Source organism: Paenibacillus sp. NPDC058177 (genome assembly GCF_042883835.1).
Classification (GTDB): domain Bacteria; phylum Bacillota; class Bacilli; order Paenibacillales; family Paenibacillaceae; genus Paenibacillus_AQ; species Paenibacillus_AQ agri.
In genome coordinates this window covers 115,815-136,640 of the sequence record NZ_JBHVVB010000006.1, presented here as the reverse complement: position 1 = coordinate 136,640, position 20,826 = coordinate 115,815, and the positions used below count along the sequence as shown (strand labels likewise).

The following is a 20,826-nucleotide window of genomic DNA, read 5'->3' as shown; positions in this document are numbered from 1 at the left end:
CTTGTACCAAAAGAACAGCCTGCTCTCCGCCATATGGCGGGGCAGGCTGTTTGTTTTATTACAGTTCGCTATTACTTGCTAGGCTGTTTATTCGCTTCCTTGAGCGGGTTGTCATGAGGCTGCTCTTCCTCTTTCTTACTGCTCATGAACCATCCGATTACAGCAATAAGCACTAATACTACGTAGAAGGTTAATTTCCACCAGGTGCTGTGAGCGAAGTCCTCAGACAGCACGCCGAGTGAAGGATGCGCCATGGTGATGATCGCTAGCTTGACGCCGACCCAGCCGACGATGAAGAAGGCTGCAATCTCAAGTCCAGGGCGGGAATGGAGCAGCTTGACGAAGAAGGTAGCTGCAAAACGCATAATGACCAGTCCGATGAATCCGCCAGCGAAGATGACCAGGAATTGTCCACCGTCGAGGCCTCCAATTTTAGGCAAGCCACTTGCAGGGAGCGCTACAGCCAAAGCTACTGCTGCCAGGATGGAATCGACGGCAAAAGCGATATCAGCGATCTCGACTTTAAGTACGGTAAACCAGAAACTCGATTTCTTTTTAGCCTCAGGGGTCTCGCCCTCATTAGTTTCTTCGGTAGAGGGTTTCTTGACCAATAGTTTTCGGAAAATGTGGTTACCCGCAATAAATAACAGATAAATTGCACCAATAGCTTGTACCTGCCATATATCTACCAGATAAGAGATGACAAATAGTGAACCGAAACGGAATATAAATGCCCCGGCCAATCCGTAGAACAGTGCTTTCTTCCTCTCTGCATCCGGCAGGTGCTTGACCATAATAGCCAGAACCAGCGCATTATCTGCCGCCAGTAGCCCCTCCAGTGCTACGAGGACAAGCAGTACCCATCCATACTCTAATAATAATCCCCAATCCATTGTTGTTTCCTCCTCTTTGACTGTAAGTATCCCGTAAAGAGACACTTGTTATACCATAAAATGGTAATTTTAATATATAAAAAAGACCTTTACCAAACAGATTAGCCTTTGGAATAAAGGTCTAACCTGATTGGTAAAGGTCTCGCTAACAATGTATATTGCCAATAAAGCCGGAGAACATCCTCACGTTCTCGTACTGACGACTTTACTTAACAGCTACTCCCCTTTACGGGATATATGAAATTTTGAAGTTTCAGTAATGATTCTAGGTAGATCATATATTAGTTGAATCCCTATGTCAATGGTTGTGTGAGTGATCGCGGGGCACGATAATTTTACTTTTGCATGTTGTAGGGTTAGGATGTGCATATGAGGTCTATATAATTGATAGGGCACTAAATTTACGTGAAAGAGAGCGTGATCCATGATGAGAAAGCCAAGGTTTATGTTCCTGACCGCTGCGTTACTGCTCATCTTGGCAGCATGTAGCAGTATAGCACCGGCACCCGAAGGGGTCAAAGATAACAACAATGAGGAATACCCGCCTGTTCAGGCAGAAATTCCGTTTCTCGTCTACCGTGCGGGGAATGGAGACAGCGGAACGGCGAAGCTTGGAACCTGGGATCTCTCCCGATCAGAGCTAGCCTACGGAGATGATCTTTATTCCTATAAGGGTGACCATGCTTCACCGCTGTATTGGAGCGGAACCACATTGATTCTGGATCGGCAAATTGCCGTGCCTGTGAGCGGATCTGATCATGGTTATACGCTTCAGTTAACCGATGTGAAGCAGAAGCCAGAGGAGCAGAAGGATGTCTTTAAAGGGTTCGAGGTGACGGGCCCTGAAGATGAAGAGAACCCTGTGTACACGATACAGGACCAAGAAGGCAGTTATAAGCTTACACTGAACGATTTTCAGGGGTTTACGGACAAACGCTTTTATCTGGCTAACGCAGCCGCTACAAAGGATAATAGTGGCTTCAGACTTGTCTTTACGGCAGCGCCCAAAATCTTTAAGCCGGGCGAGGGCTGGATCGTCGTTGTTGATTACAGCAAGAATTCGTCCGCATTCGCGGTAAAGGAATTTCCTGCTACAGGCCTCCCTTTTGGCGATATGATTGTGAGTCCTGGTAATTCGATCTTGGATGGCGATCATCTGTACGTATGGAGAAGCAGAGATTTCGGATATTTTGATCTGAAGAAGGAGACCTTTGTTACGCAAAGTGCGATTTATAAGGACATTCAGGATTTCCTGCCAGACCGGAAGCCGAACCCGAATGTGGACCCGCAGATCATTCCTGTTGGCCTTGTGGGCAATCTGCTCCTGCTCTATGATCCAACGCTGTACTTTGACGAGAGCACCAGTGGAGCGGTTGTATACGCCTATAATGGTGAGACGCCTGCTGGTAAGCTGCTAATCAAGGGCGGTCAGCTAACCGTTTACGACAGCAATAACAAGCAGGTTGGTGAGCCACAGACTTTTGATTACACCCTCACAGGTGGGGAGCGTTTTTCTTTTCCGAAAGTAACGGGTGATGAATAAGGATACGTGTAAGGAACGGATACGGACAAGGAATAGGTACGGAAAAAACAAAAGCATGGAGACTCTCATTCTGCGAGAGTTCCCATGCTTTTCTTATGCCTAGAAGCTTAGCCTTTTACCGCTCCGGCTGTGATTCCTTTGGTCATTTGCTCGGTGAAGAGCAAGTAGATCAGGATCGTCGGGATGGCGATAATCGTCATAACCGCGAACTGTGCGCCGTAGTTGGATGAGTATTCACCAGCGAATTTCATGATGGAGAAGGGGATGGTTTTCAAATCCTCCGAGGTGAGGAAGGTATTCGCCATAATGAATTCATTCCAGGTACTGATGAAATTGAGTACGCAGACCGTAGCCAGTGCAGGCTTGGTAATCGGAAAAATGATTTTGAAAATGACGCCGTAAATGCTGGCCCCGTCGATCACTGCAGACTCTTCAATTGCGCGTGGAATGGTCTCCAGGAACCCGGTCATAATCAGCACACTCATCGGGATCACAATAGCTGAGTAAGGCAGAATCAGGGTGTACATATTGTTGAGCATGCCCAGCTTGTTGAACAGAATGAAGTTCGGCAACAGGGTGGCATGAATCGGAATAATCATCCCCATCATGATCAGGGAGAGGACAACTCCGCTCAGCTTCCATTTCATGCGGGTGAACGCATAGCCCATCATCAGGGAGACCAGGGCAGACAGTATCACCGTAATGACTGTAATGATAAGGCTGTTGGCAAAATAGCGCGGGACCCGCCCGTAGGTAAAGGCATTAACGTAATTCTGCCATTGTGGCGGGGACGGCCATTTCAGGAATGAGCTTCCGAAGAATTCACCGCTCTTTAGCAGGGAGTAGTCTACCAGCCAGATCAGCGGAAAGAGCTGAAACAAGGCAATCAGGATTAGGAAAGCCATCATCAGGATTTTACCGCCGGATACCTTGCGGCGTTCCTCTTTATGCGGCTTCGTGCTTGGCAGCGGAGCTGCCGGCGATAAGGAATTGGTCATATGGGTTCCTCCGGTTAAAGTCTTTTCTTAGCGTTATGGAAATGCCGGCGGTATTCCGGCCCTAGAATTCACCGATATCTTTTTTGAGTACTTTGTTCAGCACAACCGTCAGCACCAGACAGAAGATGATGAACAAGATCGAAATCGCATTCCCGTAACCGTACAGCGACGAGGAGAAGGCGGTTTTGTACAAGTAGTTGCCAAGGAACTGTGTGCTGTTCGCCGGACCGCCATTCGTCATCAGGAATACGGTCTCCATCTGCTTGAGACAAGTCGTTACGGCGATGATGATAGCTACCCGCATCATAGGGGAGAGCAATGGAATGATGATACGCGTGTAGAGCGTGAAGTTATTCGCTCCGTCGATCTTGGCGGCTTCGCTCAGATCACTTGGAATACCTTGCAAGCCTGAGTAATAGAGAAGTAGCGCATACCCGAAACCTTGCCACATAACGACGATGATAATACACCAGATGGCCGTATTGGGATCACCGAGCCAGTCATGCTTCAGGGCCTCCAGGCCAATGCCGTCCAGCAGCTTGTTGAGCAGGCCGTAATTGGGATGGAAAATGCTGCTCCAAAGCTTGGCAGTTACAACAATGGAGATAACTGCAGGAATGAAGAAGATGGTCCGGAATACCTTCTCGTATTTACCCGAATGCGTCAGGAAGATCGCCAGTAGAATGGCGAAGGGATGCTGCAGGAATACAGTCGCTGCCGTCAGCAGCAGTGCGTTGCCCAGCGAGGTCCAGAATACTTTGTCGTGAAACAGGATCTCACGGTAATTGTCCAAGCCGATAAAGTTGTATTTGCCGATTCCGCCCCAGTCTGTCGAGCCGTAATAGGCGCTCATAAAGATAGGAATGCAGATCATAAAGGCAAACAGGAACAGACCGGGCGCGATCAGCAGGGCAATTGCTTTTTTGTCGCTTAATACTCTGTGCATGGAATCTCCGTCCTTTTAAAAGGGTAATCTATCTACTTCCATCGTACCGGGAAGCCACCCGGCGGAACATGCCGTAAATTTCAGATCGTTGTATGTATTTTTTAAAAAGAAAACCCCCGGCTCTGGAATAAGCCGGGGGTCTTAAGGATAGGGGGATGTGCAAGCCTATGACTTACTTGCCGGCGAATTTATCCGAAGCGGCATCCAGCGCTTTGGCGAAATCTTCGGCAGACATTTTATCGGACAGCAAGCTTTGGTGAGCCTCCATAACCTTCTGCTTGAACTCATCGTCACCGATATCCTGCAGCGGCGTGCCGCTGGAAGATGTCATAGTGCTGAAGACGTCGATAAGTTCTTTTTGGAGATTGGTTTCAGAGCCAGTCAGGAATTGGTCAAACTGCTGCGCAGGTGTACCCGCGCCGGCTTGCCAGAGCAATTTGGACCAGTTCTCTGGAGTGAAGAAGTATTTCAGGAAATCTACTGCAGCCTCTGGATGCTTGGAGTTCTTGCTGACAGCATAACCGCCGCCGTACCATGCAGCGACATCTGTAGTCTTGCCTTTGTCAGAAGCAGGGAAGGCGAATGCGCCGACATTGTTGCGGAAGTCTTCCGAGAAGTTCTCGTCAGTAGCTAGACCGGATTCCCAGGCACCCATAAAGAACATCGCAGCCTGACCTTGACCGAACAGGTTGCGCGCTGCGCCGTAGTCAGCTGTTAGCCAGCCGTCAGCGAAGGCTTTGGCATCCGCGAATGCCTTCATGTCTTTGGCAGCAGTAACGAGATCAGCGTCAGTGAAGGAGATTTTGCGGGCAACCGCTTCATCCATTTTGTTGAAATCACCGTTCACACGCTGAGCGGCAAATTCATACCAGATTGGCAGAGTCCAGGCATCCATACCGTTCATAGCAATCGGGTTGATCTTCTTGTCGCGAAGCTTTTTAACAACATCCATCAGCTCGGCAGTAGTCTTAGGTACTTCAATGCCATTGTCGGCGAAGATTTTTTTGTTATAGTACATGACCATATAGTCGGCTCCGCGTGGCAAACCGTACAGCTTGTCGTCTTTGCTGAATCCGTCCATGGAACCGGCTACAAACTGATCGCCTTCAAAGTCAGACTTGTTCAGTTCAAGCAGCAGATCGTTATCCAGCAGCGGGCTCAGGAAAGACGGTTGACCCCAGGCCTGGATGATGTCCGGCAGCTGGTTACTGGAAGCATAGACTTTGATTTTGGATTTGTAGGGCTCATCTTGAAGCGCTTCCACTTCTATTTTTACGTTGGGATGCTCTTTCATGTATGCATCAATAATATCCTGTTCCACTTTGCCGGAGCCGTTGGCGCGATCCGCGAGTGCGGTGAAGAACTTTAGTGTAACTTTCTCTTCGGGAGCATTTCCGCCTGAGTTAGTGGCAGCAGTATCCGTGGACTTCGGTGCATCTGTAGGCGTATTCGCAGCTGGTGCATTATTGCCGCCGCCGCAGCCTGCCAGTCCGACTGACACCATCAGACTTGCCAGCACAAGCTTTATTCCTTTTCCGTTCATCATAAACCCACCTTTTTTTGGAGATGTCATATTTTCGTTGCATTCTCATCTTAAAAGGTTCTAGCCCGCTTAAACATGGTCCAAAATTAAGAAATATGTACTCATTTTTCAGTTCTTGTAAAAAGCGTGACCGGCCATTTCGGTTTTACGCTATAATTGTTTTACCAATAAACTCCTATTTATAAAAGAAGGTGGTTCCCATGGTCCATAAATTCCGCCTTGTGAGCCGTTACCGCCATCTTCCGCTCCAGTTCAAGCTGCTTCTGTGGTTTGTGCCCTTGCTCCTCGTAACGATATTCGCGATGGGCTGGAATTCCTACAGAATATCCTCCCAGCAGGTCGTGGAGAAGATGAGGCAATCCCAGGACCATTTGACCAAGAAGACGACAGAGCAGATCGACGAGATGGTGAAAGGTATGGTTTCCTTTTCCAACACAATGTTTCTGGATGAAGGCGTGCAGCGGCTTCTGAATGCGTCAACGGAGGCGCAGCATGACCGCAATTCTGTCTTCAAGACAGTAACGAACCTGATGATTGCCAGCAATTCTATCCAGTCGTTGATCTTGTACACGCTTCAGGACCAGAACCAGGCGGCGGAGCCCTTTGCCACCAATCAGGCTGGATTGACGACCGCTATGAAGTTCTCTGATTTCGTACATACCTCATATTATGCTGAGGCGGTTGCCGCAGCGGGTAGTCCGACCTTTGGTTTGACTAGACCTTCCGACGGGATCTTCGTCGGGGATCATTATCATAAGATTGTCCTATCTCGAATCATCAAGAATGTATATACCCTGCAACCGGCAGGCTTAGCCGTGATCGGGGTGGATGCAGGGAGGATTGGCAGCCAATATCTCGATAATTCCAAGGATGATGTGGATATGTTCGTCATCGACCGGCAGGGTATGGTCATTACGGCCTCGAACCGGAGCTGGATCGGTAAGCAGGATATTGAACTTCCGTATTTAGCGGACAGCAATCCTGCTTTGACGGTGAAGGAAAGGCTGGATCAAGCTGTCGGTCATGACCAATGGATTGTGTCGCATCTTCAGTCCGAGCTGACCGGCTGGTATGTTGTCGTTGTTCACTCCAAGCGGCAGCTTGTGAAGGAACTGGGACAGATCTCCCAGGTGACGTTCACCATTGCCTGCCTGTGCCTGATCATGAGTTTGATGGTGACCTGGTTTGCGGCAGCGGCCATTACAAAGCCCCTTAAGAAGCTGTCACGCTCGATGCGGAGATTGCAGACCGGGGATTTCTCGCAGCGCGTATTTTTCGAAGGTAACGACGAGATTGGACTGCTGGGCCATGGCTATAATCTCATGGTACAGCGCATCAAATCATTGATCAACGATGTTTATGCCTCCACGCTCAAGCAGCGCGAAGCAGAATTGAAAACGCTTCAAGCACAGATTCGCCCGCATTTTCTCTACAACACTTTGAATACAATTTGTTGGGAGGCCGAGAAGAAGGGCGACAAGGAGATTGCTGACATGGTCTACTCTCTCTCCCAAGTCTTCCGGCTTAGCCTGAATGACGGCCGGGATACGTTTACGCTGGAGCAGGAGATGGAGCTTGTCACCAATTATTTGTTTCTGCAGAAGAACCGTTTTCGTGACCGCTTCCAATTCGAGATCTTCCTGGACGACAGCCTGAAAGATTTCATCGTGCCTAAGCTGCTGCTGCAGCCGCTGGCCGAGAACGCTGTCATTCATGGCATTGAGCCGTTGTCTGGCAGTGGGCTCATTGCTATCCGCGCGTACCGCAACGAGCGGATGATTGTGTTGGAGGTGCAGGACAACGGAGTAGGCATTACGCCGGAAGGACTGAAGGAACTGCGCCAGCGTCTGGAGCTGCGCAAGCCGCTAGTGGAGCCTGAGAACGGGAGCCGTACCGGGTTTGCCCTTGCCAATGTACAAGAACGGCTGGAGCTATTCTTTACAGGAACCCAGTTGGAAATTGAGAGCATTGAAGGAATGGGAACCCGCATTATTATTCAGATCGCTGTGGAGGGGCCATGATGATGAAGCTGAGGCTGCTGATTGCCGAAGATGAAGATACCATTCGTGAAGGTATTGTAAACATGATTGACTGGAGGTCACATCAAATTGAAGTGGTTGGCGAAGCGGGTAACGGCACCGAGGCCCTGGCGCTAATGGAGAATCATCCACCGGATCTCCTGCTGACGGATATTCGGATGCCGCAGATGAACGGGCTGGAATTGATTGAAGCTGCTCAGCGTAAGGGCTATGGCTTTCGCTCGATTATTCTATCCGGCTACAATGAATTCTCCTATGCCAAGCAAGCAATCTCTCTGGGCGTTGTGGATTATGTGCTGAAGCCCTGCCGCCCCGAAGAGATTCTGAAGACAGTGCTGAAAGCCAAGAATGCTATCGAAGCCCAACGTAGTCAGGAGAATGTGCTGTTCGAGAAGGAGCGTTCCTGGCATAAGAATGCTCCATTGGTCAAAAGCCAGGTGCTGTCACAGTGGATTCATCATCCCCCCGTTCCGCTGGAACGCCGCGAGGAATTGATTGAAGAACTGTCCATGGCAATTGCGCCCGAAGGACCTCAGATCGGTCTCATCAGCTTTGACATCGAGCCGCTTTCCGCGAGAAGTAAAGGGCAGGATTTTGTCTTGCTGCGATATGCAGCGCTCAATATTATCAGAGAGACGCTGGGGCCAATCTATAAAGGCCGTATCGAGACCTTTCATGACGGGAATCACCTGCTGTGGATCGGTAGTGGCCTTGCGGCAGGTGATCAGCGGAAGGTTTATCGGGCGCCTGCGAATCTGAAGGATGACATTGGAAAGCTGCAGGACAATCTGGAGAAATATCTCAAGCTGTCGATCAGTATTGCTGTCGGCTCCTGTCGCACACATCTTTCGGAAGCGCATCTGTCCTACATGGAAGCGAACCAGGCGATGGAATTGCGTTTTCTGAACGGCAAGGGCGGGGTCTATTTTTACTCCGAAGGAACCGCGGGACAATCCGGTCCTTCTGCCGAATTGGTCAGTATTTTGGATGATGAAGGGCTTAACGCTCTGGAGGATGAGATGTTGTCTGCCGTAACGGCGGGCAGCTATGAAGTCGCTCTGGACTTGCTGGAGCGATGGCTGGAGCGCTTTCGTAGCAATCCGGGCAGTCTTAAGCAGGAAGTCAATATCCGGGCGACGGCGCTGGTGGTACGTCTGAAGCGGCTGACCCAAGAGAAGCAGGTAGCCGGATTTGAATGGAAGCAGCATCTGGTGAACTGGATGGAACAGGCCCCGCAGGTGGAGACGCTGGAAGAGCTGTCGGCGATCCTGAACATGGTGATGCAAAGTGTCGTCGAAGCATTCTCCAACCATCGTCCGCTGCACCGCACCGTGGTAACGGCGCTGGAGATTATCAGGCAAAAATACAACACGAACCTGACGCTGGAGTATGTAGCCAAGGAAGCTTACGTGTCTAATACGTATTTAAGCTCATTGTTCAGACAAGAGTTGGGTGTGAACTTTCTGGATTATCTGCACCAATATCGGGTGGAGGAAGCGAAGAAGCTGCTCCGGCAGAACCTGAAGATGTATGCAGTGGCGAAGCTGGTCGGATACGGAGAGGAACGCCATTTCAGCGCGACATTCAAGAAATGGACGGGACTCACGCCTTCACAATACCAGAAGGGTCTGGAGAAATAGTCTGAGAACAAAACAAAATGAACCCTTGGTTCTGGGCTATCTGGAGTAACACTCCGTAGCCGATCATTTATAAGTTCAGCGACTAGAGATCCTTGAACCTGGAAGAACACTTCACCGTAATATTCACTATCCGAGCCCCTCATTCTAGGTTAAGAGGGGCTTGGATAGCGGGAAAATGTACCGTTAATCGTTCGTTTTTGCTTCATTTTCATTTAATAACTGGAATTTCTCCTGTTAAATACCTCTATTTATTCATAACGGTCTAAATATGAGGGGATTAGCGGGAGTTTTTCCAGTTATTTTTAGAAAAGCAGGAGTTTTAATTAAAATAACAGGAGTTATTCCCGTTATTCCCAAGCCCTGTAGATTGAGGCTGCTTGCTTGATTACACGGGAGGATTCGGAAGAATTATAGCAAGATGTTATCTCCTTCTGCCCCAGTGGTTAAAATATATTTACGTGTTCGTGCAGCCTGGTCCTTGTCTAGTCGAGCTGTACTCATGCGGACGCTGCACAGAAGGAGGATCTCATCATGAACCCCAAATGGTGGAAAGAAAGTGTGGTATACCAGATTTATCCGATCAGCTTCAAGGACAGCAATGGCGATGGCATTGGGGATTTGCGCGGCGTCATCTCGAAGCTGGATTATTTGCAGGAGCTGGGCGTGGATATGATCTGGATCTGCCCGATTTATAAATCGCCGAACCATGATAATGGTTATGATATCAGTGATTATTGCGACATTATGAAGGAATTCGGTACGATGGATGATTTTGACACGATGCTGCGTGAAATCCATGCCCGAGGCATGAAGCTGATGATGGATCTTGTGCTGAATCATACTTCCCATGAGCATCCTTGGTTCATAGAATCCAGAGCCTCGAAGGATAATCCCAAGCGAGACTATTATATATGGAGAAAAGGGAAGAATGGCGGTCCGCCGAACAATTGGGAGTCCTACTTTAGCGGTTCGGTATGGGAGCTTGATCCCCAGACGGATGAATATTATCTTCATCTGTACTCCAAGTACCAGCCGGACTTGAACTGGGAGAATCCTGTGGTGATCGACAAGCTGCATGAAATGGTGCAGTGGTGGCTGAAGAAGGGTGTCGATGGCTTTCGTTTCGATGCGATTGCGCATATTGCTAAGACCCACGGTTACCCGGATGCCCTGAATCCTGCAGGGACGCCAACCGTAAGGGCATATGAGATGTTCTCCAACCTGGAAAATGTGCACACCCTGCTGCAGAACCTGCATGACCAGGTGCTGTATTACTACGACATCATGACGGTGGGCGAGACATCAGGACTGGGTCCGGAGCAGGCGCTGGATTATGTCGGTGACGGACGGCGGGAGCTGAATATGACCTTCCAGTTCGAGCATATGTTCATCGATGCGGCTTCCCCGGGCAGTGGAAAATGGGATGTCGTGCCGTGGAGTCTGCTGGACCTCAAGCAGATTATCACGAACTGGCAGACGGTTCTACATGACCAGGGCTGGAACGCTAATTACCTTTGCAACCATGACCAGCCACGCTCGGTGTCACGGTTCGGGAATGATCTCTATTATCGTGTCCCGTCGGCTAAAATGCTGGCGACCTTCATCCACATGCTGGAGGGCACGCCTTATATCTATCAGGGCGAGGAGATCGGGATGACGAATGTCGCCTTTGAATCCATCGATAATTACCGGGATGTAGAGACACTGAATTATTATGAAGAGAGACGTCGTGCGGGGGTACCTGAAGAGAAGATCATGGCTGCGATTCATGCTAAAAGCCGTGATAACGCCCGCACACCCATGCAATGGGATGACAGTCACGAAGGTGGCTTCACGACCGGTGTTCCGTGGCTTAAGGTGAACTCCAATGCGCTGGAGATCAACGCCATGAACGCAATTAAGGACCCTGACTCTATCTATCACTACTATAGGCAATTGATTGCGCTAAGAAAGCAGCATAAGGTAATCGTCTATGGTAAATATGATTTGCTGTTACCGGGTGATAATGAAATTTATGTCTACAGCCGGACCCTTGAGGATCAGCAGTTGCTGGTTATCCTGAACTTTTTTGACCGGGAGCCTGTATGTCAGCTACCATCCGGGGTCGTATCGGAGAAGAGTCAACTGCTGATATCCAACTATCCTCTGGAAAAAGGGGAGGACTTGGCTCATCTAAAGCTTCGTCCATATGAAGCCAGGGTCTACTTGCAGAGTCTGAAAGACGGCGCCGCGAACGGAGCTTAAGAACAATGAATGGCCAGGACGCATTCAATACAGAAGACAGGCGGGGAGTTGCTCCCGGCCTGTTGTTTTTTTACCACGGCTGCGACTTTGCTTTAAATGGAAAAGGCGTTACAATAAACGGTAATATACATAAGGCATGAATGGGAAGCAGTTTGGAGAGGAGAGACATAATGGCTGAGTGGTATGAGAAGAGCTTCGGTGAGGATTATCTGATCGTCTATAGGCACCGTGACTTCGGAGGCGCGCGGCGAGAGGTAGAGCAGATGATCAATTGGCTGGATCTGCCGGCGGGTTCGAACGTACTGGATCTGTGCTGCGGGATGGGCCGTCATTCGCTGGCCTTGGCGGAAGCCGGTTTCAATGTCACTGGTGTGGACCTATCAGAAGCGCTGCTGCGTGAGGCACGGTCACAAGAAGGAGCGGAGCAGGTAACCTGGATTCGCTCGGATATGCGGGAGCTTCCCCTGGAAGGCGGCTTTGATGCGGTGGTGAACCTGTTCACTTCATTCGGCTACTTCGAAGAGGATGGGGAGCAGGTAAAGGTACTTCGGGAGATCTACCGTATGCTGAAGCCCGGGGGCAGATTCATTATTGATTTTCTGAACCCTGCTTATGTTATCCATCATCTGGTTCCCCATTCTACACGTGAAGACGGCTTAAATCATATTGAAGAGCATAGAGTGATTGAGGACGGCTATGTGAAAAAAGATATTATTCTGACTGCAGGGACAGACGGGGAACCCCGTCGTTATCATGAACGGGTAAAGCTGTATTCACTGGAGAAATTTCGTGAGATGCTGGAGCAGGCGGGGCTGCGGATTCAGTCTGTTCATGGGAGCTATGACGAAGCTGATTATGATGCGGAGACTTCCAAGCGGATGATTTTCCGGGGCGTACGGCCGTAGATGGTATCGGGCAAAAGAATTTCCGAAGACGAAGGCTTCCCGCGGAAAGCCGACATCACTTCTTGGGACAATGGCGCGATTCTGCAGATATCGGTACCGATGGATCCGCCACTGCGCCGGGTGAACAGCTATCTATTGCCGGGGGCGGACGGAACGGTCACGGTAATAGACCCTGGTCCGCATAAAGAGGAAAGTGTGCTGGCTTGGCAGGGTGTAATGAAGGAGCTGGACTTGCGATGGGAACAGGTGCGGGATATCGTTGTTACGCATCATCACCCCGACCATTATGGATTGGCCGGATGGATGCAGGAACGCAGCGGCGGCAAGGTGTGGATGACGAAGCGTGCCCATGCCGAGGCGTCACTAATGTGGGGCGAGAAGTCCATAATGAATGAGGCATTGCCTCTGTTCTTTGCCAGACATGGCATGCCGGAGGCCCTGACGGCGGAAATCCGGGTTCACCTGGAGAGCTTCACGCCGCAGGTCACCCCGCAGCCGGAGATTACCGCCCTTGATCACGCGGCGCCCTTTACGATGGGCGGCCGGGTGTGGCAGCCGGTGGTGACGGGAGGACATGCCCCGGGGCATGTCTCCTTCTACCACGCCGGCAGCGGGGCTATGATCTGCGGCGATGCCGTGCTGCCGCAGATTTCCCCCAACATCGGCCTGCATCCTGGCGGCGATGATAGGCCGCTGCTCACGTTCCTGCAGGGACTAGAGCAGCTTGGGCGTTACCCGGTGAGCTTCGCGTATCCGGGTCACCGGGAGCCGTTCAGTGGCTTTACGGAGCGGACCCAGAGTCTGCTCCGTCACCACGAGGAACGGCTGGACACCGCCGAGGCGCTGCTGCAAGGCGGCCCGCTCAGCGGCTTCGCAATCTGCGAAGCCTTGTTCCGGGGCCGGGTGACAACGGCGCATCAGATGCGCTTCGCCATGAGCGAAGCGCTGGCCCACCTCGCCGAGCTGGTGCGGCGGGGCCGAATTGTGGAGTCCGGTACGGAGGACGCCATTTTGTTTGCACTGGCGAAGTCGGGATGACGCAATCCCACGATAAGCTGCTTTTATCATTATCAAGCATAGTACAAGATTACGCTTATTGAATGATTCCACGAGGTTACCGGTGATTGTGCGATTCCTGTATCATAATAAAGCCTCCATACCACTTTACGAGTGGGAATGGAGGCTTCTTTGTCCTATAGAGCATGTCCGGGGACTTTTTGGTCCATCCAAGAGAGACTTTGCGCGAACTTTGATGCGGATAATCTACATCATTTCGGGCTTAGGAATTATTCTGGCTGTTCCCGATCCTGAGGTGCCGTCTTATTGGCGGCAGGTTCGCTGTCCTCCGGAGTATGTGCCAGCCCATAATCTTTTTCCCGCTCGGCCTGCTTACGGTGGGCAATTCTGCTGCTTGCCGCTGCGGCCACAGCACCTACAATATCATCGAGATAGGTATGAACCTGTCCTGTGCTCTTATCATTCAAGCGCTCCAGTACCCCTGGCTTCAGCTTATCTACATAACCGTAGTTGGTGAAGCCGATACTGCCGTACACATTGACAATGGAGAAGGCGAGAATCTCGTCCACCCCGTATAAACCCTCATCATTTTCAATCATATCCTGAAGCGGCGGGAATAGCTTGCCTTCCTCGGCCAGAATATCCAGCTGAATACCAGTCAGCACCGCATTCTGTACTTCCCGCTTGCTCAGCACCATCTCGACGTTGTGAACGCACTCGTCCATCGTTAGGCCCGGATAATATTTTTGCTGTAGCAGCATTACCAGCTCTGCAATTTCCAGCAGTGTTACTCCACGTTTGTGCAGCCAGGCATAGGTTGCGTCTGCGACCGCCTTGCTGTTCAGACTGTAAGGCATTTTTGCATCAGCCATGCTCAGTCACCCCGTTAATGAGTCGTTGGTTATCAGCGGTGGTTCAGGTCGATATAATCTTTCCGCTGTACTTGGAATTTTACTTTTATGAGACAGATTTGTCCAGAAAGGCGAAATTAGGATAAGCTCTTGTTATTTTTTGGACAGAGGGCTCGTATACATAGCAGTATTAAATGCTTATCCAACCTTGAAAGGGGCAATTCATTATGAATCGAAAGCAATATATCCGCGGCTTGTCCGCAGCCTGCCTGCTGGCCGTTCCGCTCACGCTCTCCGGCTGCAACTGGTTTGGTTCGGAATCTGCCGCAGTTGATCCGCCGCCAAGTGAGGTCGAAGCGCAGATGCTTCAGATCAGCGGGGATTCTACACTGGATTCTGGTGTGATGGGGCGAGTGACGGAAGAAGATACAGGTAACGGTGCAAGCAAGGATAAGAAGGCATCGACGGCCAAAGCCGATGGTCCGCGCACCACGGTATATCTGGAGGATGAACACGGCCTTCTCGCACCGATCTCGCTCGCGCTGCCCAAGGGTGATAAGAGTGCTACGCTGAAGAACTCACTTACCGCATTGGTAAGCCAAGGCCCACTGGCAGCTTCGCTTCCAGGCGGGTTTCAAGGCGTACTGCCTGCCGGAACAGCTGTGAAAGATGTCACCGTGGATGCTGCAACGGGACTTGCCGTAGTTGAGTTCAATGATTCCTTCGGTTCCTATGAAGCTAAGGATGAGCGGAAGCTGCTGGAGGCGGTCACCTGGACGCTGACCGGACAGGACGATATCAAAGGCGTTCAGTTATGGGTAGACGGCAAAAAACTGACCGAAATGCCGCTCAAGGGTACACCGCTGGATCGCCCCCTCTCCCGCACTATGGGCATTAACCTGCCGAAACACAGCACGAACGTTATGAATTCCAGTGCGGTTACGGTTTATTTTTCCGCAGAATCGCCTGATGGTACTCAATATTATGTTCCGGTCACCCGTTTTGTAGACCCAGCGCAAGAGCCGCTCAAGGCAGCGCTGAATGAATTGATTACAGGTCCGGAATCAGATAACGGTCTGCAGATGGTGATGACGGAGGGGACGAAGCTGGATTCTGTGGATGCGGGGCAGAACGGTGTGGTTACTGTATCGCTGAGTGACGATATGTTCGCTGATGCCAAGGACGTACCGGCGGAAATGCTGGAATCTGTCGTACTTACGGTCGCTCAGAATGCAGAGGATTCCCTTGTACAGATTGTGATGAACGGAAAGACTGCGGTGACTGGAACGGATCATGTGGATTACGGTAAGCCGGTTTCGGCCCCGGAATATGTGAACGACTTGCCGCTCTAATCACTGATTGTGGCGGTCAAAAAGATGCTTTTGTGCCTGCTCTTTGGTAGAATAAAGGTTGCGCAAAAAACGTGCGCTTACGCTCGCGGTTCAAACTGCGGGCAGGCGTATGGGGAAACGGCCAGGACAAACTTTTAGCTATTCGATGTAGGAGGCAGAAAAGATGAGATCAAACGGGCGAAACGTCGACGAATTGCGTCACGTGAAGATAACGACCCAAGTAAATAAATATGCCGAGGGCTCTGTACTTATAGAGATGGGCGATACCAAGGTGATCTGTACAGCGACAGTGGAAGAGAAGGTTCCGCCCTTTCTGAAGGGACAAGGCAAAGGCTGGGTAACCGCAGAGTATTCCATGCTCCCACGGGCTACCCAGACTCGTAACCAGCGGGAAGCCGCTCGGGGCAAGCTGACGGGCCGGACGATGGAGATCCAGCGGCTGATTGGCCGGGCACTGCGTTCCGTTGTGAATCTGCAGGCTTTAGGCGAGCGGAGCATCACCCTGGACTGTGATGTAATTCAGGCGGACGGGGGAACCCGGACCGCTTCGATCACAGGTGCTTTTGTAGCCATGGTGTTCGCCATCAACAAGCTGGCACACGACCGCAAATTGAGTCAATTCCCAGTCACAGATTACCTCGCAGCCATCAGTGTCGGAGTTGTGGGTGATAAAGCTCTGCTTGACTTGAACTATGAAGAGGATTCCAAAGCGAAAGTCGATATGAATGTCGTTATGACCGGCGCTGGTGCATTTGTGGAACTGCAAGGCACTGGTGAAGACAGACCCTTCACACGTCAGGAGCTGGATCAGCTGTTAGGACTTGGCGAGAAGGGGGTTTACGAGCTGATTGCCGCACAGAAAGAAGTTCTGGGCGAGGTCGCTCTGAAAATCCAATCGGGTCAGCCAGGTCAGGAGGTCTAGTATGAGCTCCGCAGGTGATATTCTTATTGTAGCTACGAAGAACAAAGGGAAACTGCGAGAATTCCAGCATGCCTTTGAGCCTCTGGGACTGACAGTCAAGAGCATGTATGATTATCCTGAGCTGCCTGATGTGGTAGAGGATGGCGAGACTTTTGCTGCGAATGCGTTCAAGAAGTCGAAGGCAGTGGGTGATGCCCTCGGGCTGCCTGTGCTTGCCGATGATTCAGGACTATGCGTAGATGCGCTTGATGGCAGACCAGGCGTCTATTCTGCCCGTTATGCTGGTGAAGGCGCCACAGATTCGGACAATAACTTGAAGCTGCTCGGCGAACTGGAAGGGTTGAAGCAGGGGGAGGACACTGACCAACCGCTCTTGAGCACAGCCCGGTTCGTGTGCACCTTGTCGCTCTATGATCCGTCCACGGGACAGGAGCTCACGGCAGAAGGATCAGTGGACGGCTGGATTACTTCTGAGCCTTCCGGGGCTGGGGGCTTTGGCTATGATCCGCTGTTCTACCTGCCAGGGTATGAGAAGACGATGGCGGAACTGACTCTGACCGAGAAGCAAGGTATTAGCCACCGGGGCGCAGCACTTCGGGCGCTGACCGAGAAGCTCGCGGCGCAAGGCGGCGTGCGGCCATAAAGGCTGATCGCTTCGTGTCAGCGTAAGCCAGACGATAGCAGGATTTACAGCCTCCCCTTTTAGCGGGAGCTACGGGTACATAAATAAGCTTGCAGGACAAGGTTTGGACCTTGGTTCTGCAAGCTTATTTTGCTTTATGAAAATCTTCAGTAATAAAGCGCATTTTAGAACGCCACGTTGATTCGAAAATGACGTCCTCGTCTTAATAAGGTCCGTTTTGTCGTCTAATACAAGAAAATGCACCCTTTGAGTTTCCTTTGAATCTACTTTGAATCATTCATACACAAAAGGTTAGCTCTTCAGGTAAGACATGTGCTAAAAGATCAATTTCGCTCGATAGGGCACGGGAATAACGGGAATAGTTCCTGTTATTTTGGCTAAGGTCTTTACTTTTTTAAAAAATAACTGGAAAAACTCCCGTTAATTTCTTCTGATTTACGCGTTTTACGGATAAAAGAGGTTTTTAACGGGAGAAAATCCAGTTATTTGCGATAAATAAGATAAACGAAAGCATTTAACGGTATATTTTCCTGCTATCCAATCGTCAAAATCACTTTATGCTCAAACGCGGGCTTAGACCAATATTCAGGCGAAGTGTGAAGTGTGGACTCCCAAATGTGGACTCTGGTCGCTGTGACTCGTCTATCCCCCGGGTTCAACCGTCTCTGCTCGCCAGACTTAGGAATGCCCGGCTACAGATGTTTTACTCAGATGCGCCAATTACCCAAGCCACACTAAGCCAGTTCAAGCTACTCAATCTACTCCAAGGCACACTAAGCCACTTTAAGCTACACAATCTACTCGACTGAAGCCTGCTAGAGCAGCTTCCAAAGTGCAGGGGTAGTAGCAGGCTCCCAGCCTGTTAAGGAGGTGTGGGGCTGGAGACAGGCATACGTCTTGCCGCTGTAGCTGACGGTATCGCCTGCTTTGTAAGCAATCCCTACTGCCCAGGCTGTGCCAGCCGGTGAAGGCGTCGGTGTCGGCGTAGTCGCTGGTGTCGGTGTCACCGTTGCAGTTGGCGCAGCTGTCGGTGAAGGGGTTGCAGTGGCAGCAGGTGTAGCTGTCGGCGTTCCGCAAGCACTAATGAATTTCCAGACGCCATCCGGACCGCTGAGATCAGGACGGTCGCCCTGAGTCCACCATTTCGCTTCATACAGCGAGCCGTTGTAGGATGCACGCTGGCCTTGCGTGTAGATTGAGGATGCATTCCAGGCTGCAGCCGTACACGACCCCGGCGTTGGAGTAGCGCTAGGTGTTGGCGTTGCGGTTGGTGCAGTCGACGGTGCTGGCGTCGGTGTTGGTGTTGATGTTGGTGTTGATGTTGGTGTAGCTGTCGGTGTGGCTGAAGGTGTCACTGTTGCTGTAGCCGATGGTGTTGCTGTCGGAGCAGTAGTTGGTTTAGCTGTCGGCGTAGGTGACGGTGTAGGTGTTGTTGACGCAGAAGGCGTCGGTGTCGGCGTGACACCTCCGTACAGTTTGTCATACTCCTGCTGGGATGAGCTTCCGTTAAGCGTGACCCGTTGCGGACCGCCGGAAAAATTCAGCTTCATCATCCCTGGAATGTCCAGGGTTGTTCCATTCGCGAGAGTCTGGCTGGCCGTACCGGTAATACGGTAGCGGTTGAAGTCCCAGGCTGTAGCGATTTGCTCCACAGTGCCTGCTCCCCAGGCGGAAGTCAGGGTGGTAGTGGTAGGCAAATCAAATTCCAGCTTCCAGCCGCCCGGAATATCGGCGCCGGTGTTGTTTGTAATCTTCAGAGAGTAGGTATAGTTCGGATGGTCATAGGCTCCGCTGAAGTTGATGCTGAAGTTCTTCGGTGCTGGAAGCTGCGGCTTGGGAGGTCCGCCCGGCAGTGTAGCATTCTTGAGTTGATTATAGGCGTAATCGGTTAGTGATGTGCCGTACGTGTAAGTGCCGTCCGCTTGTTGGGAGTAGTCGCCGGTCAGCTCCCAGAACATCATGCCGCCGAGGCCCTTTTGCTTGATGTAATCGAGCTTGTAGCCAAGAGATTCCTGGTCTTCATAGGTCAAGAATATTTTCTTATCTGCATTGAAGAGGTAAGGGGTTTTAGTTACAGGATCGAAGTAGCGCTTGTTCGCCGGGTCCTTGAGCAGATTGAGGATGTGCCAGATCGGATTTGCTCCGGCAGGCTGCTCCGGCGCTGGATCATTCCAAATCCCATAATCGCCGTCCGCGCCGCCTCCGGTGGTCGGTGCCGTGCCGTAGAGGCCGGTGTTGTTGATACCGCCGCTTACATTCTTCCAGCCTCTTGAATAATAGGGAACGCCAATCACGATTTTCTCCGGGGGCAGAGTGCCCAGATAGTAGCGGACGGCCCAATCGGTGTTCAGGACGGGCGTCCCCAGAGCGGTGGTCTCCGTATCCCGGGAGTCTGGGTACAGGGCAGAATGCGGTCCGACATAACCGTTCCACGCTCCGTGAAAATCATAGGTCATGAGATTGGCCCAATCCAGATATTGATTAGCCTCTCCCAGCTTCATGCCGCCGAGAATCCAGGAGGAAGCCGTGGCAGCGACAGTGAGATCATACTTTTGGTTGTCCTGTGCGCCAGCTTGATCCAGCTTCTCCCGCAGCTTCTTCATAAGCAAAACGTAGTTGTTATAATTCACGCCGCGCAGCGGCTCCGCTGCCCCAAAATCATTAGGGTTTCCGGACTGTGCCGTTCCAGACGGATACTCCCAGTCGATATCCACGCCGTTGAATTGGTAGGTGCGCAGGAAGCTGATAACACTGTTCGCGAACGTTTCCCGTCCGGCTTCTGAATTGGCCATGTTGTAGAATCCACCGGAGCCTGCCCAGCCACCCACCGATATCAGGGTGCGGACATCCGGATAGAGCTGCTTGAATTTGATAAGCTGGTTGAAATGACCTTTAAACGGAAGAGTGGTCAATTGTCCGGGGTAATCCTTCTCAATGGCCGCTGTGCGGTCCATGAGTTCAATTGTATTCTGAGCGTTCACCTGGGCGAAGGCATAATTAATATGGGTGATTTTGCTCCACGGAATTTTATCAACAGTGTAAAAGCCTTTGTTCGCCTGGTCTCCCCATTCCGGGAAATAGGCGACAATCTTGCGGGGATGATCTGGAGCAGGCGGGACTGCGGCAGCATTCGCTCCCTCAGCCTGGGCAACACTTTGTGATCCGGCACCAGCACCCGCATACAGCGGAATAAGCAGAATCAGGCTCAGCATAGCGGCGAGAAAACGGGCGGGGAACGGATGCCTTGAACGTGCATTTGTTTTCATCGGGCATTCCTCCTTTGAACTCGA

15 protein-coding genes are annotated in these 20,826 nt (G+C 51.1%); 9 read left to right on the top strand and 6 right to left on the bottom strand.

Features of this window, described 5'->3' with window-relative positions:
• Positions 1-71: 71 nt before the first annotated feature.
• Complete coding sequence (locus ACFVU8_RS22185) at positions 72-893, bottom strand: TerC family protein (protein WP_379469261.1); 822 nt, start codon at positions 891-893, stop codon at positions 72-74.
• A gap of 424 nt (positions 894-1,317) precedes the next feature.
• Between ACFVU8_RS22185 and ACFVU8_RS22180 the strand changes: the two genes are divergently transcribed.
• Positions 1,318-2,436, top strand: a complete 1,119-nt coding sequence (locus ACFVU8_RS22180; protein ID WP_387430246.1) for a hypothetical protein — start codon at positions 1,318-1,320, stop codon at positions 2,434-2,436.
• A 107-nt stretch (positions 2,437-2,543) separates the two neighbouring features.
• Here ACFVU8_RS22180 and ACFVU8_RS22175 read toward each other — a convergent pair whose 3' ends face one another.
• The 3 genes from ACFVU8_RS22175 to ACFVU8_RS22165 form a co-directional block, all read right to left on the bottom strand.
• The gene (locus ACFVU8_RS22175; RefSeq protein ID WP_379469257.1) at positions 2,544-3,434 is read right to left on the bottom strand and encodes a carbohydrate ABC transporter permease; all 891 of its coding nucleotides are present in this window, start codon (positions 3,432-3,434) and stop codon (positions 2,544-2,546) included.
• 61 nt (positions 3,435-3,495) lie between these two features.
• Positions 3,496-4,380: a carbohydrate ABC transporter permease gene (locus tag ACFVU8_RS22170; RefSeq protein ID WP_175370957.1), complete on the bottom strand. Its 885-nt coding sequence runs from the start codon at positions 4,378-4,380 to the stop codon at positions 3,496-3,498.
• Positions 4,381-4,552: 172 nt separating this feature from the next.
• Positions 4,553-5,926: an ABC transporter substrate-binding protein gene (locus ACFVU8_RS22165; protein WP_387430244.1), complete on the bottom strand. Its 1,374-nt coding sequence runs from the start codon at positions 5,924-5,926 to the stop codon at positions 4,553-4,555.
• Positions 5,927-6,123: 197 nt separating this feature from the next.
• Between ACFVU8_RS22165 and ACFVU8_RS22160 the strand changes: the two genes are divergently transcribed.
• The 5 genes from ACFVU8_RS22160 to ACFVU8_RS22140 all read left to right on the top strand — a co-directional run bounded on the left by ACFVU8_RS22160 (position 6,124) and on the right by ACFVU8_RS22140 (position 13,789).
• Entirely contained in the window at positions 6,124-7,944 is a 1,821-nt protein-coding gene (locus ACFVU8_RS22160) for a cache domain-containing sensor histidine kinase (protein WP_379469253.1), read from the top strand.
• The gene (locus ACFVU8_RS22155; protein ID WP_379469251.1) at positions 7,941-9,602 is read left to right on the top strand and encodes a response regulator; all 1,662 of its coding nucleotides are present in this window, start codon (positions 7,941-7,943) and stop codon (positions 9,600-9,602) included. Before ACFVU8_RS22160 ends, ACFVU8_RS22155 begins: the two co-directional genes overlap by 4 nt.
• A gap of 531 nt (positions 9,603-10,133) precedes the next feature.
• On the top strand, positions 10,134-11,846 hold the full coding sequence (locus tag ACFVU8_RS22150) for a glycoside hydrolase family 13 protein (protein WP_387430242.1): 1,713 nt from the start codon (positions 10,134-10,136) through the stop codon (positions 11,844-11,846).
• 170 nt (positions 11,847-12,016) lie between these two features.
• Entirely contained in the window at positions 12,017-12,751 is a 735-nt protein-coding gene (locus tag ACFVU8_RS22145; RefSeq protein WP_379469247.1) for a class I SAM-dependent methyltransferase, read from the top strand.
• On the top strand, positions 12,752-13,789 hold the full coding sequence (locus ACFVU8_RS22140; protein WP_387430240.1) for an MBL fold metallo-hydrolase: 1,038 nt from the start codon (positions 12,752-12,754) through the stop codon (positions 13,787-13,789).
• Between the two features lie 248 nt (positions 13,790-14,037).
• Here ACFVU8_RS22140 and ACFVU8_RS22135 read toward each other — a convergent pair whose 3' ends face one another.
• Positions 14,038-14,640, bottom strand: coding sequence for a phosphatidylglycerophosphatase A family protein (locus ACFVU8_RS22135; RefSeq protein WP_387430238.1), 603 nt, complete (start codon positions 14,638-14,640; stop codon positions 14,038-14,040).
• A 206-nt stretch (positions 14,641-14,846) separates the two neighbouring features.
• On the opposite strand from ACFVU8_RS22135, the gene ACFVU8_RS22130 reads away from it, so the two are divergent.
• From ACFVU8_RS22130 to ACFVU8_RS22120, 3 genes are all read left to right on the top strand, one after another.
• On the top strand, positions 14,847-15,971 hold the full coding sequence (locus ACFVU8_RS22130; protein WP_387430236.1) for a GerMN domain-containing protein: 1,125 nt from the start codon (positions 14,847-14,849) through the stop codon (positions 15,969-15,971).
• A 163-nt stretch (positions 15,972-16,134) separates the two neighbouring features.
• The gene (gene rph, locus ACFVU8_RS22125; protein ID WP_066376752.1) at positions 16,135-16,893 is read left to right on the top strand and encodes a ribonuclease PH; all 759 of its coding nucleotides are present in this window, start codon (positions 16,135-16,137) and stop codon (positions 16,891-16,893) included.
• A gap of 1 nt (position 16,894) precedes the next feature.
• Complete coding sequence (locus ACFVU8_RS22120) at positions 16,895-17,536, top strand: XTP/dITP diphosphatase (protein ID WP_379469239.1); 642 nt, start codon at positions 16,895-16,897, stop codon at positions 17,534-17,536.
• Between the two features lie 815 nt (positions 17,537-18,351).
• Here ACFVU8_RS22120 and ACFVU8_RS22115 read toward each other — a convergent pair.
• Positions 18,352-20,802 carry a glycosyl hydrolase family 18 protein gene (locus tag ACFVU8_RS22115; RefSeq protein WP_387430235.1) on the bottom strand — a complete coding sequence of 817 codons (2,451 nt, stop codon included), beginning with the start codon at positions 20,800-20,802 and terminating at the stop codon, positions 18,352-18,354.
• Positions 20,803-20,826: the final 24 nt, after the last annotated feature.

Coding starts and splice junctions, on each gene's coding strand:
- ACFVU8_RS22180 (WP_387430246.1), top strand. CDS start 1,318: ATGATGAGAAAGCCAAGGTTTATGTTCCTGACCGCTGCGTTACTGCTC.
- ACFVU8_RS22155 (WP_379469251.1), top strand. CDS start 7,941: ATGATGATGAAGCTGAGGCTGCTGATTGCCGAAGATGAAGATACCATT.
- ACFVU8_RS22165 (WP_387430244.1), bottom strand. CDS start 5,926: ATGATGAACGGAAAAGGAATAAAGCTTGTGCTGGCAAGTCTGATGGTG.
- rph (WP_066376752.1), top strand. CDS start 16,135: ATGAGATCAAACGGGCGAAACGTCGACGAATTGCGTCACGTGAAGATA.
- ACFVU8_RS22150 (WP_387430242.1), top strand. CDS start 10,134: ATGAACCCCAAATGGTGGAAAGAAAGTGTGGTATACCAGATTTATCCG.
- ACFVU8_RS22160 (WP_379469253.1), top strand. CDS start 6,124: ATGGTCCATAAATTCCGCCTTGTGAGCCGTTACCGCCATCTTCCGCTC.
- ACFVU8_RS22115 (WP_387430235.1), bottom strand. CDS start 20,802: ATGAAAACAAATGCACGTTCAAGGCATCCGTTCCCCGCCCGTTTTCTC.
- ACFVU8_RS22120 (WP_379469239.1), top strand. CDS start 16,895: ATGAGCTCCGCAGGTGATATTCTTATTGTAGCTACGAAGAACAAAGGG.
- ACFVU8_RS22145 (WP_379469247.1), top strand. CDS start 12,017: ATGGCTGAGTGGTATGAGAAGAGCTTCGGTGAGGATTATCTGATCGTC.
- ACFVU8_RS22130 (WP_387430236.1), top strand. CDS start 14,847: ATGAATCGAAAGCAATATATCCGCGGCTTGTCCGCAGCCTGCCTGCTG.
- ACFVU8_RS22170 (WP_175370957.1), bottom strand. CDS start 4,380: ATGCACAGAGTATTAAGCGACAAAAAAGCAATTGCCCTGCTGATCGCG.
- ACFVU8_RS22185 (WP_379469261.1), bottom strand. CDS start 893: ATGGATTGGGGATTATTATTAGAGTATGGATGGGTACTGCTTGTCCTC.
- ACFVU8_RS22140 (WP_387430240.1), top strand. CDS start 12,752: ATGGTATCGGGCAAAAGAATTTCCGAAGACGAAGGCTTCCCGCGGAAA.
- ACFVU8_RS22135 (WP_387430238.1), bottom strand. CDS start 14,640: ATGGCTGATGCAAAAATGCCTTACAGTCTGAACAGCAAGGCGGTCGCA.
- ACFVU8_RS22175 (WP_379469257.1), bottom strand. CDS start 3,434: ATGACCAATTCCTTATCGCCGGCAGCTCCGCTGCCAAGCACGAAGCCG.